15 protein-coding genes are annotated in these 16,192 nt (G+C 69.4%); 7 read left to right on the top strand and 8 right to left on the bottom strand.

Annotated features, from left to right (window positions below; genetic code table 11):
- The first annotated feature begins 55 nt into the window (after positions 1-55).
- A complete protein-coding gene (locus tag MEBOL_RS20795) occupies positions 56-403 on the top strand; it encodes an ArsR/SmtB family transcription factor (protein ID WP_095979076.1) in 348 nt (115 codons plus the stop codon).
- A gap of 184 nt (positions 404-587) precedes the next feature.
- Positions 588-3,443: a Kelch repeat-containing protein gene (locus MEBOL_RS20790; RefSeq protein ID WP_095979075.1), complete on the top strand. Its 2,856-nt coding sequence runs from the start codon at positions 588-590 to the stop codon at positions 3,441-3,443.
- 50 nt (positions 3,444-3,493) lie between these two features.
- Here the strand turns inward: MEBOL_RS20790 and MEBOL_RS20785 are convergent, their stop codons facing one another.
- From MEBOL_RS20785 to MEBOL_RS20760, 6 genes are all read right to left on the bottom strand, one after another.
- The gene (locus tag MEBOL_RS20785) at positions 3,494-4,051 is read right to left on the bottom strand and encodes a TspO/MBR family protein (RefSeq protein WP_095979074.1); all 558 of its coding nucleotides are present in this window, start codon (positions 4,049-4,051) and stop codon (positions 3,494-3,496) included.
- 107 nt (positions 4,052-4,158) lie between these two features.
- Entirely contained in the window at positions 4,159-4,917 is a 759-nt protein-coding gene (locus tag MEBOL_RS20780; RefSeq protein ID WP_095979073.1) for a ferritin-like domain-containing protein, read from the bottom strand.
- A complete protein-coding gene (locus MEBOL_RS20775) occupies positions 4,917-6,113 on the bottom strand; it encodes a hypothetical protein (RefSeq protein ID WP_095979072.1) in 1,197 nt (398 codons plus the stop codon). Before MEBOL_RS20775 ends, MEBOL_RS20780 begins: the two co-directional genes overlap by 1 nt.
- Before the next feature lie 173 nt (positions 6,114-6,286).
- Positions 6,287-7,357: an extensin-like protein gene (locus MEBOL_RS20770; protein WP_095979071.1), complete on the bottom strand. Its 1,071-nt coding sequence runs from the start codon at positions 7,355-7,357 to the stop codon at positions 6,287-6,289.
- A 36-nt stretch (positions 7,358-7,393) separates the two neighbouring features.
- Complete coding sequence (locus MEBOL_RS20765) at positions 7,394-8,353, bottom strand: ParA family protein (protein ID WP_095979070.1); 960 nt, start codon at positions 8,351-8,353, stop codon at positions 7,394-7,396.
- Positions 8,354-8,395: 42 nt separating this feature from the next.
- Positions 8,396-9,988, bottom strand: a complete 1,593-nt coding sequence (locus tag MEBOL_RS20760; protein WP_095979069.1) for a HEAT repeat domain-containing protein — start codon at positions 9,986-9,988, stop codon at positions 8,396-8,398.
- Positions 9,989-10,259: 271 nt separating this feature from the next.
- Here MEBOL_RS20760 and MEBOL_RS20755 point away from each other — a divergent pair, with 271 nt between their 5' ends.
- The 5 genes from MEBOL_RS20755 (at position 10,260) to MEBOL_RS20735 (ending at position 13,640) form a co-directional block, all read left to right on the top strand.
- Positions 10,260-10,637: a calponin homology domain-containing protein gene (locus MEBOL_RS20755; protein WP_095979068.1), complete on the top strand. Its 378-nt coding sequence runs from the start codon at positions 10,260-10,262 to the stop codon at positions 10,635-10,637.
- A gap of 85 nt (positions 10,638-10,722) precedes the next feature.
- Positions 10,723-11,412: a TetR family transcriptional regulator gene (locus tag MEBOL_RS20750; protein ID WP_157775306.1), complete on the top strand. Its 690-nt coding sequence runs from the start codon at positions 10,723-10,725 to the stop codon at positions 11,410-11,412.
- Between the two features lie 103 nt (positions 11,413-11,515).
- Positions 11,516-12,106, top strand: coding sequence for an NYN domain-containing protein (locus tag MEBOL_RS20745; RefSeq protein WP_095979066.1), 591 nt, complete (start codon positions 11,516-11,518; stop codon positions 12,104-12,106).
- 246 nt (positions 12,107-12,352) lie between these two features.
- Positions 12,353-12,763, top strand: a complete 411-nt coding sequence (locus MEBOL_RS20740; RefSeq protein ID WP_095979065.1) for a helix-turn-helix transcriptional regulator — start codon at positions 12,353-12,355, stop codon at positions 12,761-12,763.
- 196 nt (positions 12,764-12,959) lie between these two features.
- A complete protein-coding gene (locus MEBOL_RS20735) occupies positions 12,960-13,640 on the top strand; it encodes a helix-turn-helix domain-containing protein (RefSeq protein ID WP_170115724.1) in 681 nt (226 codons plus the stop codon).
- Here the strand turns inward: MEBOL_RS20735 and MEBOL_RS20730 are convergent.
- Both MEBOL_RS20730 and MEBOL_RS20725 read right to left on the bottom strand, forming a co-directional pair.
- Positions 13,637-15,133: a hypothetical protein gene (locus tag MEBOL_RS20730; protein ID WP_157775304.1), complete on the bottom strand. Its 1,497-nt coding sequence runs from the start codon at positions 15,131-15,133 to the stop codon at positions 13,637-13,639. The genes MEBOL_RS20735 and MEBOL_RS20730 overlap by 4 nt on opposite strands.
- Positions 15,130-16,116: a hypothetical protein gene (locus tag MEBOL_RS20725; protein WP_095979062.1), complete on the bottom strand. Its 987-nt coding sequence runs from the start codon at positions 16,114-16,116 to the stop codon at positions 15,130-15,132. The genes MEBOL_RS20730 and MEBOL_RS20725 overlap by 4 nt, the downstream gene beginning before the upstream one ends.
- Positions 16,117-16,192: the final 76 nt, after the last annotated feature.

Here is a 16,192-nt window from a genome sequence, read left to right as displayed (position 1 = left end):
GCAGGTCCGGGGACCCCCCTGCTGAAACCCCGAGCCCCCCATCGACAGGTTATTCATGACGCCGTCCGATCGCCTCGATGCCACCTTCGCCGCGCTTTCCGACCCCACCCGACGGGCGATCCTCGCGCGTCTCGCCTCGGGCGAGGCGTCGGTGGCGCAATTGTCGGAGCCGTTCGCGATGAGTCAGCCCGCGATCTCCAAGCACCTCAAGGTGCTGGAGCGCGCGGGCCTGATCTCACGCGGCCGGGACGCGCAACGGCGGCCCTGCCGGCTCGAGGCCAGACCGCTCGCGGAAGCCACCGGATGGATGGAGAACTACCGCCAGTTCTGGGAGGGCCGCTTCCAGCGGCTCGACACCCTCCTCGATGAGCGGAAGACCCTGGAGCGCACGGACAACGAATAGAAGTGGCTCGCGCATCACACATACCTCGGAGCACAGTGTGTCTCCGACAAAGGCACACAAAAGAGCTTACGCGATTTCTCTGATTAAGCTGTCTGGGGCAGACGGAATTTTCTATACTGCCCCCAAGTGGCGGAAGTCCGTCCTGTGCGGAACACACCAGGACACGCTGCTTGGGAGAGGACGCATGAATCAGAAGAGGACGACCCAAGGGCTTCGCGGCTCCTGGCTGGCGCTCGGAATGGCGCTGGCGGGTTGCGGTTCGGTGGAAGCGTGGGAGCAAGCCAACATGCTGGCCGCGGGCAGCGCGAGTTCCCTGGCGGGAACCTGCGAGGTGCGGCCTCCCTTCACGCCCAGCTTCTCTCCCGAACTGGAGTGGGAGTGGACGGGCAGCAGCATCATGCCCACCCACAACCAGGTGATGATGACGCCGGTGGTGGTGGACGTGAACGGGGATGGAACCCCGGACGTCGTCTTCAACTCCTTCTCCGGGAGCAACTACTCCACCAACGGCATCCTGCGCGCCATCAGCGGTGATGACGGCAGGGATCTCTGGGCGGTGACGAACCCGAGCTACCGGGTGCGTGGCTCGTCGAGCATCGCCGCGGGCGACATCGATGGCGACGGCAAGGTGGAGATCTGCACCGTGCCGGAGAACGCCGCGGGCCTGCTGTGCTTCGAGAACGACGGCGCGTTCAAGTTCCGCATCAACGGGAGCGGAAACGACTGGGGCGGCCCCTCCTTCGCGGACCTGGACGGCGACGGCAAGGTGGAGATCCTCAACGGCAACCAGGTGTTCAGCAACACGGGCGTGCTCAAGTGGTCGGGCGCGGACACGATGGGCGGCCTGTCCACCGGCCCCATCTCCTACGCGGCGAACATCGATCTGGACGGCACGCAGGAGGTCATCAACGGCCGCGCCATCTACCGCGCCGACGGAACGCTCAAGTGCCGCAACGCGGGCATCCCGCAGGGCCTGTCGGGCGTGGGCAACTTCGACAGTGATCCCTTCGGCGAAGTCGTCATCGTGGGAGACGGCAAGGTCATCCTGATGGATGACGACTGCAAGACGCTCTGGACCACGAACATCCCGGGCGGCGGCGTCGGTGGCGCGCCGAACATCGCCGACTTCGATGGCGATGGGAAGCCGGAGATCGGCGTCGCGGGCGCCAACAACTACGTCGTCATCGAGACGAACGGCACCATCAAGTGGACCAAGCCCACGCAGGACCTCAGCTCCAACCGCACGGGCTCCTCCACCTTCGACTTCGAGGGCGATGGCAAGGCCGAGGTCATCTACGGGGATGAGCTGCGGCTGCGCATCTACGACGGCGCCACCGGCACGGTGCGCTTCGATGTGGCCCACAGCTCGGGCACCACCTACGAGAACCCGGTCATCGTGGACGTCGACGGCGACGACAACGCCGAGATCGTGATGATCGCCAACAATTACGGCCGCTCCTCGGGCCCCACGGGCATCCGCGTGTTCCGCGACAAGAACGACGGATGGGTGAACACGCGGCGCATCTGGAATCAGCACGCCTACTCCGTCACCAACGTCAACGACGACGGCACCATCCCCGCGCACCCCGCCGCCAACTGGCTGAGCTCGGGCCTCAACACCTTCCGCTCCAACAGCCAGGGCGTTGGCAGCACCAGCCCCTTCGCCGCGTCGGACCTGATGGTGGACGAGGGCATCGCCTCCGCGTGCGATCCCGAGTCGCTCGCCGTGACGCTGACGGCGACCGTGCGCAACGCGGGCGACGCCGCCTCCTCCAAGGGGCTCAAGGTCGCCTTCTACCGGGGCAATCCCGCCGAGGGCGGCACGCTGCTGGGCGTGGCCACCGTGGACAGCGTCATCCCCGCCAAGGGCACCGCGAACGTCGCGCTGCGGCTGACCACCGCGCCGGGCGGCAACGCCAAGGTGTGGGCCGTGGCCGACGATGACGGAACGGGCCTGGGCCGCGAGACGGAGTGCCGCGAGGACAACAACGCCATGCCGGCCTCGCTGAGCCTCACGTGCGAGTCGCTGCCCTCGGGCGGATGGACGATGACGGGGAACATGGCGCTGCCGAGGCTGCAGCACACGGCGACGCTGCTGGACGACGGGAGGGTGCTGGTGGCCGGAGGCTTCAACGTGTCCGCGGAGCTGTATGACGAGCAGACGGGGGAGTGGACGGCCACGGGCAGCACGCTCACCACCCACCGGGGCCACACGGCGACGAAGCTGCCCAATGGGCAGGTGCTGATTGTGGGCGGAGGCGAGTGCCCGATTACCCGCATCACCGCGGAGCTGTACGTGCCGTCGGCGGGCCGGTGGAAGGGGGCGCGCAACACGCTGCAGCAGCGCTACCACCACACGGCGACGCTGCTGGGCAACGGCAAGGTGCTCGTCGTTGGAGGAGACGGCAGCGAGTACGGAGAGGACGCGCTGGCCACGGCCGAGGTGTACGACATCGCGAGCGACAGCTGGACGTACACCGGCTCGCTGTCCCAGGCGAGGGCCCACCACACGGCCACGACGCTGCCGGACGGCAAGGTGCTGGTGACGGGAGGCTTCAATGCCTCGGGCACGGCGCTGGCCACGGCCGAGGTGTATGACCCGGCGACGGGCCGCTTCTCCTTCGTGGGGGACATGAAGCTGGGACGCGGCTACCACACGGCCACGGCGCTGGCGGGAGGCAAGGTGCTGGTGACGGGCGGGGCGGGAATCGACCCGGCCCAGAGCGCGTCGGCGGAGCTGTATGACGCGGCGACGGGCACCTGGAGCTTCACCGGGAGCATGAAGCAGCCGCGGCGCTCGCACACGGCGACGCTGCTGCCCAACGGCAAGGTGCTGGTGGCGGGTGGCTACCACCAGGCCACGGGGATTCAGACGGCGTCGGACGTGTATGACCCGGCCACTGGCACCTGGAGCGAGACGTTCGCGATGAACGTGGACCGCTACGGCCAGACGGCCACGCTGCTGCCCAACGGCACGGTGCTCGCCGCCGGCGGTGTCAGCAACCACGACCAGTCCTCCAGCGAGTTCTACACGCCGTGAGGTTCAGGGGGGACGGGTCGAGCGCCCGTCCCTCCTCGCAGTGGCAGTGACTACCCGCGGCCCAGGGAGGGCATGCGGCGAGGGTTGCGGCGGACGATCTCCTCGTTGAGCGCGCTGGCGAACCCCACCCACGCGAGATACGGAACCATCATCCACGCGGCGCCCCGGTCCACCTTGCGTGCCACGCCGGTATAGGCGGCCAGGCTCACGCCCAGCGCCGCGATGTCCACGAGCGCAGTGCGCGGACGATGCGCGCCGAAGAAGAGCGGTGACCAGAGGGCGTTGAAGCCCATCTGCACGCCCCACAACGCGAGCGCCCACGAACGTCTGGGCCCGGCGGGCCGGTTCCACACCCGCCACGCCGACACGGACATGAGGCCGTAGAGCGCTGTCCACACGGGCGCGAACACCCACGACGGCGGTTGGAAGGGCGGCTTGCGCAGACGCCGGTACCACGGCTGGCGGCTGCTGGTGACGCGTGCCCCCCATACCGCCGCACCCGCGGCGAGCGTGCTGAAGGTGCCCAACGCGGCGAGCGATTCCGTCCTCAGGGATGGGTTGCGCAGCATCGTCAGGGACGGGCTGTTCAGTTCATGGCGATCCAGCATCTTCCAACCTCCAAGGGATAGTGCCGGGCAAAGGTGCGGATGCCCCTCCCCCGTGGCCACCCCCTTCCGGCCGAGCAGGCGGCCGCTGGGCGCCTCGTGCTGACGCCTCAGGCCGGAGCACCCGCGGCTTCCTGCCCCACCCTCGCCTCCAACATCGTGCCGGCATCGAGCCAGTCGCGCACCAGCGCCAGGTGCTCCTCTTCAGCATCCAGGGCGAGCTGGAATTCGTCCGCCAGGGCCTCGTGTCCCAACTCACGCGCCAGATCGACGAGCAGTTCCCAGCTCGCGTTGTCGGTGAGCTCGACGATCAGCAAGCCCTCCAGGCATTGCAGCAGGTTGACCTGGGGGTCCACCAGCGTCCGGGGCACGCCCATCGACAGGTTCGAGGCCAGCTCCGCCGCGGGTGTCAGCGCCGTGGGGTCGCCTCCAAGCTGTTCAATGGCGCGCGTGACGAGCGCGAAGTGCGACAGCTCCTCCAGGCGGATCCTCTCCAGCTGCTCGCGCGACGGTCCACCCTCCCAGGTGCCGAACACATCCAGCTTGGACAAAACGGCCTCATAGAGGCGGACCCCCGTGCGTTCGAAGCCGGCGCGCTCGCCCAGCTTGTCGATGAACACGGTGGTACGGCCTCCCTTGAGCATGTCCACCGCGGTCTTGGCCATGCCCTTGAGCCCCACGGGAGGCGGCACCGAGCCCAGTCCATCCACCTCGCTCGCGAACTCCACGCGCACCTGGGCAATGGCCGAGGCATCTCCTGGGCTGCTCGGCACGGCCTTCATCGAGGCCTCGATGGCTTCCTTGGAATTCACCGGAGAGGTCTTGATGCCCGTGCGGTTCAACCCCAACTCACTCGCCTTGCGTTCCATTACTGGATCCTCCCCTCGGTCTGGACACCCAGACGCGCGGCCTTTTCCACCAGTTCCGTGCCGGGCTTCCACTGATAGCCCGCCGCGACGATCTCGCTCGGCGAGCCCTCGGAGTTGATTTCCTCGCGGTAGCGCCGCGTGCGATCCGACTCCTCCGCGCGCGGAACGAACCGGGTACCATTGGCGCTCATGTCCACCTCGGCGCTGAGCGTGCGGCGCACGAACTCGCGGTGGCTGTCGAAGCGGATGGGCTCGGGCAACTCCGCGGGCAGGATCTCGGAGGCGTCCCGCTTCTCCACCTGCTCGAAGAGGCCCCTCACGTAGTGCAGATGTCCCAGTTCGTAGTCCACGAAGCGCTGCCACACTTCCTTGATGCGCGGGTTCGACTCGTAGTGCAGGCAGCTGTAGTAGCAGTAGACCTCGACGGCCTCGTGGAGCAGCCACTTCTCCAGCCACGACTCGTCGGGATCACTCAGTGACTCATACTGGGTGACGTGCTGCTCCTCGATGGAGGCGATCTCCGCGTAGAGCATGCGGGCCACCGGGTCCGTGAACGTGGGCCCGATGTTCATGTAGTAGTCGTGTGTCTGGTGTTCGGCCGCGGTGATGAGCAGCGCGTGGATCTTGCTGAGTGGGTCCGCGGTGCGCCGATCATAGGGCTGGCGCACGTCGTCCAAGGGGTGGCGGTGCTCGATGGAGGTGGGCCGGCCCGGGATGATGTCCGAATAGCTCTGGATGAGGTAGTTCGGGTCCTTGCCCTCCACCCGGTCGTACAAGGCCGCGTAGCGGTAGAGGTGATCGAAGTCCTCCAGCATGCCAAAGCGGTAGGCCTGGGCCAGATAGGGGTCTGGCTCGTGGATGGCCACGCTCGCCGTCACCTCGATGGCCACCTGCTCGAAGCCCACCGTGGTCTCCAGGGGAGACTGGTTGCCCGGGTTCATCCAGTTGACGAGCGTCTGCTGGTGCTGCTCCACCCGGCGGATGAGCGCCAGGGGCTCGCGCAGGTCCCGGTTCATCCGCGCGCAGGCATGACTGAATCGCAGGGACTCGGACTCAATGCCATTCATCAGGATGACACGCACCCGGGTGAAGGCGTCGTCATCCAGCTTGCTGTAGGTGCGTCGGGTGAGGTCTTTCCAGGTGAACTTCTGGCGATCCAGGGGAACGCCTTTTTCCTTCAAGAGATCCAGGCCCACGTCCGGCTCCTTCGCGCCATGGGGCTCATGGATGGGCCGACAGGCCCTCCACCCCGCGCGCTTCGCCGGTAAAGTTCGGGTGATGTCCGGAACGCGGCAATGGACGTCGGGGCCCCCGCCAGGACGGCGGCGGAGTCCCCGGTGGCTCGACTGGCCGCCAGGTCAGCGGAGGTTCAGCGCGCCACGGCCTGGCTCAGCGCCCGGTGCACGGCCTCGAGCGCCTTGCGCGCCTCGAGCAACTCGGCGCGCTCGGCCGTCAGCGAGGCCACCTGCTGAGCGAGCACATCCCGCTCGCCCTGGAGCGTATCCACCGCCCGGCGCAGCACCGCCGTCTCCTCCTGCACGGACTCCAGCTCGCTCGCGAGCCGCTCCTCCTCGGAGAGGCTGTCGGCGAGGGCCTTCTTGGCCTCGGCCACGGCGCCCTCCAACGAAGCACGCTCCTCGGCGGCGGCCTGCATGGCCTGACGGGCCTCCTGCAGGGACAGCAGGGCCTCGTCGCGCTCGCCCTCCAGGGACGACAGCTCGCGCTCCAGGTCGGCCAGCAGCTTCACCCGGCCCTCCACCTCGCTGGCGAGCCGCCGCGCCTCGTCCATGCGCAAGCGGGCCTCCTCGGTGGCCTTCTCCGACTGGCGCCGCGTCACCTCCAGCTCCTGGGTGAGCGTGAGGTTGAGCGCCTTCACCCGGGTCAGCTCCGACTGGAGGCTGGAGATGCGCTCCACGGCGCGCATGCCCGCCTCGGCGACACTCGCCGGCAAGGGCTCGGGGCGCGGGTTCTCACGGACCGCCTTGAGGCGCTCCTTGAGCCGCTCGCGACGGGCGTGCGTGTCCAGCTCCTCGCGCGCTGGAGGCGGAGCGGGCGTCTGCACCTCCACCTCGTGCACGGGCGTCTCCGCCCGGGCCACGGGCGCGGCCGGAGTCATGTCCGCGTCACGCGCCTGCTGCTGGGCGGAGGCGCGCAGGGCGGCGTCCAGGACCTCGGAGGCCGAGGGGCGCGGGGCCCGGGCACGCTCGATGCGGGCGCGCACCTCGGCGGACAGGTCGCTCGCGGCGGTGGCCGGCTCGGGCGCGCGCTCGACGGCGCCATCCCCTTCCGCCAGGGCCCGCTCGGGCCCGGTTTCCATGTCCCGCGCCGGCTCGGACTCCGCGGCCTCCTCGGGCGCGGCGGGGTCGACGACACCGGTGAAGGCGCCCAGCCGCAGGCGCGGCTTGGCACGGGACACGTTCTGCTCGAAGGCCTTCTTCATGGGCGGACTTGAATAGCGGAAGAGGTGAGGGGGTCGTCAACCGGCCTGCTGCGCATCCGTACCGCTACCGGGAGCCGAGCCCGCCCGCAAGCGCGGAAGCACGTGCTGGATGAGGGATTCGATGTCCGTGGCCCCCTTGGAGCCTGGATCGGCCGCGAAAATGGGCCGTCCCTCGCTGGCGGCCTGGGCGAAGCGGGTGCACTGCCGGATGATGGTGGGCAGCAGATACTCTGGATAATGCGTCTGCAGCGCCTCCAGCGCCTCCTTGGCGAGCCGGAAGGTCGCGTTGAAGGAGTTGACCACGATGAACACGTGGTCCAGCACGTGGTTCAGATCCTCGTCCAGGCCCTGCACCGTCTCGAAGAGCAGCTTGAGGCCATGGAAGGACAGGAAGTCGGCCAGGACGGGGACGAACAGATCGTTGGCCGCCATGAGCGCGTTGAGGTTGAGCAGGCCGAAGGACGGCGGCGCGTCGAAGACGATGACGTCGTAGCGGCCCTCCACTTCCTTGAGGGCGTTTCTCAGCTTGAACTCGCGCCCCGCCATGGGCATGAGCGCCAGGTCCACCGTGGACATGGTGAGGTTGGAGGGCACGAAGTCCAGGTTCGGCAGGCTCGTCTTCTGGATGACCTCGGACAGGGGCACCTTGCGCACCAGCACGTTGAGCAGCGTCTGATCGAAGTCCTCGCCCTCGTAGCCCAGGCACTTGGTGGCGTGGCCCTGGCTGTCCAGGTCGATGATGAGGACCGTGAAGCCCAGCTCCGCCAGACGCCACGCGTAGGACGTGGACAGGGACGTCTTGCCCGTGCCGCCCTTGAAGTTGAGGAAGAGCTGCTTCCTGCGGCCAATCGGCTCCGGGAAGCGCCCGAGCTGCTCGCGCAGCGCCCACACCTCCGCCCCCGTGTAGCTGTCCTGCTTGAGCGCCGGAGTGAAGGACTTCAGCGGCAGGCCGAGCAGCTCGGCGACCTGCTTGGGACTGTACGTCGGCGCATCCATGGGAACCCTTCGTCGAACCTTGGGCGGGGGTCATACCTTGCCTCAAGAGGCGAAGTATTTGTGACCTCTCCGAATGACCGAACCCCTGGCCACCAGCAGGGCAAGCGCCTCCTGGGCGAGTTCGGGCGAGGAGCGGATCCCCGTGGCCAGTTCTCCCAGGGAACGGCCCCGGATGGCCACCCGGATTTCCGACAGCAGGGGAGCACACAACGCCTCCACGGGCGAGGGCGCCGCACGCGCGGTGGAACGGGGTGGGACCTGTGTGGCCGGGGTGGGCACGACGGGGGTGGGGGCGGTGGGAGGGGGCGCCGGAGCCGCGGGCGCGGCGGCACGGGGCGGCGGCGCTTTCGGGGCGAGCGAGGCCCGCACGGGTTGCACGGGCAGCGAGGCGAGACGGCGGATCTCCCGGCGGCGGCGGCCCTCGTCCAGGTCCACCACGGCGGACACGTCCTGGCCGAGGATGCGGCCGAGGCTCTGCGCGGCCGACCGGCGCACGCGCACCTCGGGATCCTTGAGCGCCTCGAGGAGCAGGCTTCGCGCGAACTCCCCGCTGCCAGCCCCGAGCGCCAGGGCGGCGAGGCTGCGCACCTCGACGTCTGGATCCTGGATGGCCTCCTCACCGAGGCGCCGCGCGTTCTCCCCCTCCAGGCCGAGCGCCAGCAGCGAGGCGCGCCGGCGCACACCGCGGTCCGGATCCTTCACCGCCTGGGCCAGGTGGGGCGCGGCCTCCTGGGGAGACAGGGCCAGCAGCGCCTTGAGCGCGGCGATGCGCACCTCGGGCACGCGCGAGGCGAGCAGGGGCGACACCACCGAGGCCCCCTGCTCCTTGCCCACCTCGGCGAAGGCCGCCAGGAGCGCGACCTGGACGGTGGGGTCGTCCTCCGCGTGCAGGGCGCTCGCCAGGGCGGGCGCGGCGGCCGGCTGGCCCAGGGCCTTGAGCCGTTCGGCGGCGCGCACGCGGGACGTGGCGTCCGGCGCGGACAGCTCGCGCACGGAGAAGCCGAACAGCGTCTCGTCCCCGCCTCCCGCGCCGGACAGCTCCGCCATCTGCCCGGCGCTCACCTCGAGCCGCCCCTCCTGTTGCAGGCGCCAGGCGTGCTGCACCACGGGCGAGGCCGCCGCCACGGACGCGGGCGCGCCCACCGTGGCGAGCACGGGCGCGGGCTGCGGCGCGGGCTGCTCCGCCGGCGAGGGCCAGGGGTAGGCGGGGCCGGGGCCGCCCTGTCCGGGGCGCTCGAGCACCTCGCTGCGCAGCTGCGAGATGAAGGACGCCAGGTCGATGCCCAATCCGCCCTCGTCCTCGTCGTCCTCGCGCTCGGGACGGCCCGAGGCGCGGATGCGGCTGGCCTCCAGGAGCTTGCCGAGCAACTGGCCGCGCTCGGTGCGCAGGGCCTGGTTGAGGCGCGTCAGCTCCTCGCGCTCGGTGCCCAGGCGGCCCACGCGCACTTCCAACTGCGCCACCTCGCGCCGCAACTCCAGCTCCCGCTGCTCGGAGAGGGTCAGCTCGCGCTTGAAGTGCTCCAGCTCCGCCCGCGTGGACGTCAGCTCGTTGTGAAGCTGCTCGGCACGCGCCTCGAAATAGACAATCTTCTCGAGTGCGCTTCTGAGTAGCGCGTCCGGACGCTCGTCACTCACGGCCTGAATCGCCCTCCCTCGTCACTGTGGGGCCTACCGGACGGCCAGTCCGTGCCTGGGAACACGGAGGACGCCGGGTCCCGGGGAACCCGGGAGGGCGCACCCTATGCCACAACTTCCCGCGAGGTAAACCCCTGAAATGGTTGGGACTTTTCCGGACGATGGCGCCCCTGGGGATTGACAACCGCTCCGGGGCCGAGTTTTCGGCCTCCGGATCATCTCCGCGTCTCCCGATGGACGGCTGGGAGCCAGGTGCGTTTGAATCCCAAGGATGACCCCTCACGAAGCACAGCGGGCCCTGGCGGAAGCGGATGTGGTTCCCTGCCGGGAAATGCCACTCGCGGATGCCCGGCGATTGGTGGAGGCATGTCTGGCCGAGGACCTTCCCGCGCTCGTCCACCGCGAGGCCTGCAGCAAGCCGTCCTGCTCTCCGAAGTTCCAGGTCCTCGTGCGCCCCGAGGACGCGCCCCGGGTGGATGCCCTGCTCCAGCGGCACTGGCGCGACAGCCTCGTGCGCGAAGGACTCGTGCCCTCGGGAGCGCCGCTCCTGGCCCTACCGGAAGAGGGGGAGCTGCCCTGCCCCGCCTGTGGCACCGCCGCCGCCCTGGTCGAAGGCGCGTGCTCCGACTGCGGCCTGCAACTCGAATGACACTGAGTGTCACTCTCGCCATCAAGCGCCAGATACGCGCTCCCTCGCGCCCATGTTACAGGAGGAGAAGATAAAGGGAGCGAGCATGGACGAGCGACGCAAAGGCCCCGGGCAGCCCAACCTGCGGGAGCGCAAACAGCGCCTGCTCCGCCTGGAGCTCGGCGAGGTGGCGCTCGGCTTGTTCATCGAGCGGGGGTTCCATGAAACCACCATCGAGGACATCGCGCGGGCGGCGGGAATCTCGCGGCGGACGTTCTTCCGGTACTTCGAGACCAAGGAAGACGTCGTGCTCTGGCGGCTGCGCTACGGCAGCGAGCAGATCTGCGACGCGCTGGAGGCGCGGCCCGCGGACGAGCCCGGCCTGCTCGCGGTCCGCAACGCCCTGGAAGCCGTGCACAAGAACCTGAGCAGCGAGCGGGAGGGGAATCGCGCCTACCTGCGGTTCCTGCTCGCCACCCCCATGCTCCGGCCGCACTTCCTCGACATCCAGGAGCAATGGCGCATGAAGCTCTCGCGGGTCCTGGCCACGAGGCTCGGCACGCGAGGCGACAAGGAAGACATCGCGTTCCTCATCGCCTCCATCGCGGTCGCCACGCAGGGCGTTGCCTTGCGCCGATGGGCGGCCGACGGAACCCGGAGCCTGACGGACTATGTCGACGAGACCTTCTCGTCACTCGGCGAGGTCATCACCCCGTCCCCCGCACCCGCCAGGAGCGCGCCGGGCGGGGTGAAACACGCCCCGCGCCAGCGGCGGGGCCGAGAGTCCGAGGGCTGACCGCACCCGGAGTCCTCTTTCCCGTTACTCCCGGAGAACCGCCCGCCTCGAGAACACCAAGAAGTCCCACGGGGTCGAGACACCACGGATATGTTGCCCCGCCATGACCTCGACGACCCGTCCCGCCGCCGCCACCTACGTGCTCATCGATGCCGAGAACATCGATTGGGCCGTGTCCAACGTCGTGGGACGCAAACCCGAGCCCCAGGATCGCGTGCAGTTCGATCGCCTGGTTGCTTTCTGTGAGTCCCGCTTCGCCAACCCGGTGCGCTGCATCGTGGTGCTCAATGCCCGGGGCGAGCAGTTGCCGGACATGATGATTGGCTTCGTGCGCGCCCTGAAGACCGCGGGCTGCGAGGTCGTCCTGCTCCATGGCCGCCCCGAGCAGAAGGTCGTGGACATGGGCATCCTCAAGCTGCTCGAGGCCATCCGCACCTCCCGGCCGGGCGCCAGTGTCGCGCTCGCCAGCCACGATGGCAGCGACTTCGCCGCCGCCCTGCGCCCCCTCCTGGAGGAGAAGCGCAAGGTGACGCTCCTGGGCCTGCGCGAGTACGTGAGCCAGCGCTTCCGCGAGTTCGTCCCCGCCGGCCTGGAAATCCTCGATCTAGAGATGGACGCCAAGGTCTTCCAGCGGCCCCTGCCCCGCCTGCTCCCCATCCGCGTGGACGAGTTCGACGCCGCGGCCTTCCTCTAGTCCCGTCTGACGGACTCCACATCCCGGCGATGTTCCCCCGGGGCGCGATGACCTCCAAGGTCATGCGCCCCGATGCATGCGGACCGCCGGCGGTGTTCGTGCACCCTGCAACCCAGACGCCGCGCCCAAGGCCTCTCGGCCGCCCGCCAACGCACGGGAATGGACACTACTTCTGACGTTTCCCGCTGACACATGACTGGAGAAGTCATATAACTCTCGGAGTCAGGACTGGAGGTGACAGGCGCCATGGCGTCGAAAACGACGGTTCCCCCCCGAGGCAGACGCGAGGCCAAGCAGAAGTTGTCCAAGGCACTGGGAGACGCGGCCCGAGAGGCCCGCAAGCGAGAGGGAGTGACCCAAGCGGATGTGGCCGAGCGGATCGGCGTGGCCACGGAGGTCTATGGACGATTGGAGCGTGGACTGCTCATGCCGAGCGTGCCCACCCTGCGCCGGTTGTGCCTGGCCTTGAGACTGCCAGCGGATTCGCTCCTGTCGCTCGGCACGCCCCATCCCCCCGCCTGGGCCGAGACACCCGCCCCTCCGGCGGACGCGGGTGGGCCCCAGATGCGGCGACTGATGCGCCACGTCCGCAAGCTCAACCCCGAGCAACTGAGGGCCCTGTCCCACGTGGCCGCCACGCTCAGGCGCGAGGAGTGAACATCCCGGCTCCAGACGCCTGGGGTCATGGAGCGCACGGAGCGCTATGCTCCGCCCCGTGCGCTCCGCGGATGGACTGGACGACTACCTGCAAGACCCCTTCGGCCGCTACCTCGCCGGGGAGAACTTCATCCACTGGTACGCCTCGCCCGAGGTGTGCGGGTTCACCATCTGGGGCCGGCCGGGAGAGTCGCAGATTTCCCGGCTCACCCAGGTGCTCGACGTGGAGCTGGCCCCCGCGCTCCCCCACGTGTCGCTCGTGGACGCGCGCCGCATCGAGGCTCCGGATCCCAGCGGGCTCTCCGTGCTGGTGAAGTACATGGCGCCGCGCATCTCCGGCTTCGCCCAGACGGTGCGGCGCCAGGCCCTGGTGCGGCCCGAGGGGCTCGCGGGCGCCGTGGTGGGCGGCTTCTACAGCCTCGTGAGCTCCAGCTACCCCACGCGCGCCTTCGCGGATCCCCTGGAGGGCCTGGGCTGGCTCGGCCGTCCCGAGGCCGAGGCACGCGCCCTGCTCGCCGAGTTGGATGAGCTGGTGCTCCAGCAGCAGGGCCAGTCCCCGCTCATCGGCGAGTTGCACCGGGTGTTGCGGCCCCGGCTGTGCGAGGAGCTCAACCTCGCGGACGTGGCGAGGGAAATGGGCATGTCCGAGCGCACGCTCCAGCGCCGGCTGCGCGACACGGGCACGTCCTTCCAGGCCGAGTTCAACATGGTGCAGGTGCGCGCCGCCCAGGCGCTGCTCCTGGAGAGCGACGCCAAGCTCACCGCCGTGGCCGCCGAGGTGGGGTGTGCCTCGCTGCAGCACTTCAGCAGCTTGTTCCGCAAGCACACCGGCGAGTCCCCCAGCGCCTGGCGCGCCAAGCACAAACCCGCGCCCTAGCCGAGCGTGAACCAGTCCGCGAAGGGAGGCGTGCCCCTGCGCTTCACCTTCCTCGGTCCGTACAGGGGAGGGTAGTTCCCCAGCCGCCCGCCCTCGAACGGAAGCGCCGTCACCTCCAGGGGCATGGGCAGCAGCTCCCTCACGGGGTCGAGCCCCAGGCCGGCGTCTCCGAACAGGTCCGGCAGCGCATCCGGCCGCAGCCCGGCGGCACGTTCGCCGCGGGCATCCGCCTTCAGCTGGGCGCGCAGTCCCGCCACTTCTTCCTTTGCCTGGGGCAGCAACGCGTGCAGCTTCTTGCGCTCGGGGGCGTCCATCCGCCACGCGCGGTAGACGCGCCGCACCGAGCGCCCCAGCGCCGCGGCCGCCAGCGACATGTGCACGGGGTTGTCCCCCAGGTGCTCGTCGCCGTAGGCGTGCCACACGTCACCGGCCATGTTCTCCACCCACAAGCCGTGGGTGTTCTCCTCGTTGTGCATGTCCCGCGACGGAAAACCCCCGAGCACGGAGAGCGGCGCGCTCCTGGCCAGCAGCACGCGGGGCACTCGCATGTGCCCGGAGGCGAAGGCGTCGGTGAGGAAGTGGTCTCCGAACGCGTTGCGCAGCAGCGCCTCGTCCAGGTTCCAGGCGAGCGCCTGCTCCAATGCCGCCAGGTGCTCCTCCGCCCAACGCAGCCAGTTGTGCGGTGTGAAGTGGTCGAAGTTGCAGCTGGCCAGTTGGAGGAAGCGCACCGGGCCCACGAGGCACTGCAGCTGCAACGCTCCCGGACGGCTGGGGGTGATGCCCTGGATTTCCCTCCGGATGGCGGGACTGAGCTTGCGCCGGAGTTCATCCAGCGTGGCATAGAAATCCCCCGCCAGGGCCACGACGTCGCCGTAACCCAGGCCGAGCCCGTCCCGGACGGGAAGCTCCCGGCCCTTGGGGAAGACGCCGGTCAGCGCGAGTTCCTCGCCCCGGAGCCACCCCTCCCACTCCCGCGAGAAGCCCACGTCCTGGCGGGTCAGGGGCGTCCCCGTCGGACCGGGACCCGCCACGCGCCGCAGGGCCACGGCGTCCACCTGCACCGCCTCCGTGAACGGGTTCTTCCCCGCGAGAATCTGATCGATCAGCTCTCCCAGGGCGCGGTGCTCTTCGGTACCGAAGTAGTCGCTGCGCACCGGATTGATCCAGACCGCCTCCTGCTGGGCACGAAGCAGGGCCGCCATCCGCTCCTGTTCGTGCGCGTCCCGCTCCGCCCCCTTCTCCGAGGACCGCGCCGCCGCCATCGCCGCTTCCTTCATCCGGCGATGGGACGCGCGGCGCTCCATGACCTCACCCGGAGAAGTCCGCGCTCCGCCCACGTCCATCGCATGGGTGCGCGAGTAGAACCCCGCGGGAACGCCGGGCCTCGACTGACGGAACACCGGGGCGGGTGAACGGCTCGGCGCGGGTGCCGCCTGCTTCGCGCGTGCCTTGGCCCGCGGCTTCCTCTTCGTCGTCTGGCGGCGGGCGCTCATGCCACGCCCCTGGGCGCCGGGACGAAGCCCTTGAGCCCCGCGTCCAATCGGATGGAGGCGAGCAATTCCGCCGGAGCGTGGCGCCGCAGGTAGCCCACCTGGAGCGCGCTGCCGACCCGCGCCGGCCCCGTGCGGCCCGGGTACCAATTCTCCTGCGCGTAGGCACAGGCGGCGAGGAAGATGGCGTAGTTGATGGCCGCCTGCAGGGAATAGTGCTCGGACATGGGTGCCTCCGGAACGGACACCAACCGCTGCAGCGTGCGTCCCGCGTACTTGAGCGCCAGCGCGCGCACCTCCGCGTTGGAAAGGGCCGCTCGTGGCGCCACCTTCGCGCAGACCTCGCGCACCAGTTCCTCGAGGAGCCCTGGTGGCGAGGCGGAATCCTCTCCGCCCACCAACTGGCCCGCGAGCCGCGCGGGAAGCTCCGGATCGAAGCCCTCGGCGAAGCGGGCCGGCCCCACCGTGGCGCCCGCGTAGTAGGCGCCGAAGCGGTGGATCAACCCTCCATCCCGACGGAGCTCGTGGAGCACCGGCTCTGGATGGGGTGTCGCGCTGTCTTTCTCGGGCCAGCCCACCGAGTAGATCTGCGGGTGCTCGGGCGCATGCTCCGTGCCCGGCGGCGAGGTGTCGAAGCCCGCCAGGATGAGGTGGAAAGGCCTCGGCAGGTACCGCAACTTCCTGCGCGCGCGGTCCGCGAGCCGGGCGGCGAGCGTGCTCACCCACGTCAGGAGTGGAAGGGACTGATCCTGGTCACCGTCATCCAGATCCTTGAGCTCGGAGGCGATGGTGCCCGAGCCCAGGCTCCCCACCCCGTTGAACATGGCCAGCACCGCTCCCCCGCGCATGGACACCAGCTTCTCCACGTCGTTCATGCTGGAGATGATGTGCTCGTCACCCGAGGGCGCGACGGAGGTGATGCTCCCCAGCCCATCGGTGACGAAAACCACCGCGTCCGGAATCTTGAAGGCCACGTTGATGGTCATGAGCGGTGAGCATGCGGCAAGGAGCCGAGAGGGCCCAGACCCCGAGTGGAACGACGCCCGCGAGGAGCCAGCGGGA

It is taken from the genome of Melittangium boletus DSM 14713 (assembly GCF_002305855.1).
GTDB classification, from domain to species: domain Bacteria; phylum Myxococcota; class Myxococcia; order Myxococcales; family Myxococcaceae; genus Cystobacter; species Cystobacter boletus.
This window is presented reverse-complemented; position numbering and strand designations above follow the sequence as displayed.

What these genes read in the sequence shown, in the direction of transcription:
- MEBOL_RS20790 (WP_095979075.1), top strand. Translation starts at nt 588, where the DNA reads ATGAATCAGAAGAGGACGACCCAAGGGCTTCGCGGCTCCTGGCTGGCG.
- MEBOL_RS20730 (WP_157775304.1), bottom strand. Translation starts at nt 15,133, where the DNA reads ATGAGCGCCCGCCGCCAGACGACGAAGAGGAAGCCGCGGGCCAAGGCA.
- MEBOL_RS20780 (WP_095979073.1), bottom strand. Translation starts at nt 4,917, where the DNA reads ATGGAACGCAAGGCGAGTGAGTTGGGGTTGAACCGCACGGGCATCAAG.
- MEBOL_RS20750 (WP_157775306.1), top strand. Translation starts at nt 10,723, where the DNA reads ATGGACGAGCGACGCAAAGGCCCCGGGCAGCCCAACCTGCGGGAGCGC.
- MEBOL_RS20725 (WP_095979062.1), bottom strand. Translation starts at nt 16,116, where the DNA reads ATGACCATCAACGTGGCCTTCAAGATTCCGGACGCGGTGGTTTTCGTC.
- MEBOL_RS20740 (WP_095979065.1), top strand. Translation starts at nt 12,353, where the DNA reads ATGGCGTCGAAAACGACGGTTCCCCCCCGAGGCAGACGCGAGGCCAAG.
- MEBOL_RS20770 (WP_095979071.1), bottom strand. Translation starts at nt 7,357, where the DNA reads ATGAAGAAGGCCTTCGAGCAGAACGTGTCCCGTGCCAAGCCGCGCCTG.
- MEBOL_RS20795 (WP_095979076.1), top strand. Translation starts at nt 56, where the DNA reads ATGACGCCGTCCGATCGCCTCGATGCCACCTTCGCCGCGCTTTCCGAC.
- MEBOL_RS20785 (WP_095979074.1), bottom strand. Translation starts at nt 4,051, where the DNA reads ATGCTGGATCGCCATGAACTGAACAGCCCGTCCCTGACGATGCTGCGC.
- MEBOL_RS20765 (WP_095979070.1), bottom strand. Translation starts at nt 8,353, where the DNA reads ATGGATGCGCCGACGTACAGTCCCAAGCAGGTCGCCGAGCTGCTCGGC.
- MEBOL_RS20745 (WP_095979066.1), top strand. Translation starts at nt 11,516, where the DNA reads ATGACCTCGACGACCCGTCCCGCCGCCGCCACCTACGTGCTCATCGAT.
- MEBOL_RS20755 (WP_095979068.1), top strand. Translation starts at nt 10,260, where the DNA reads ATGACCCCTCACGAAGCACAGCGGGCCCTGGCGGAAGCGGATGTGGTT.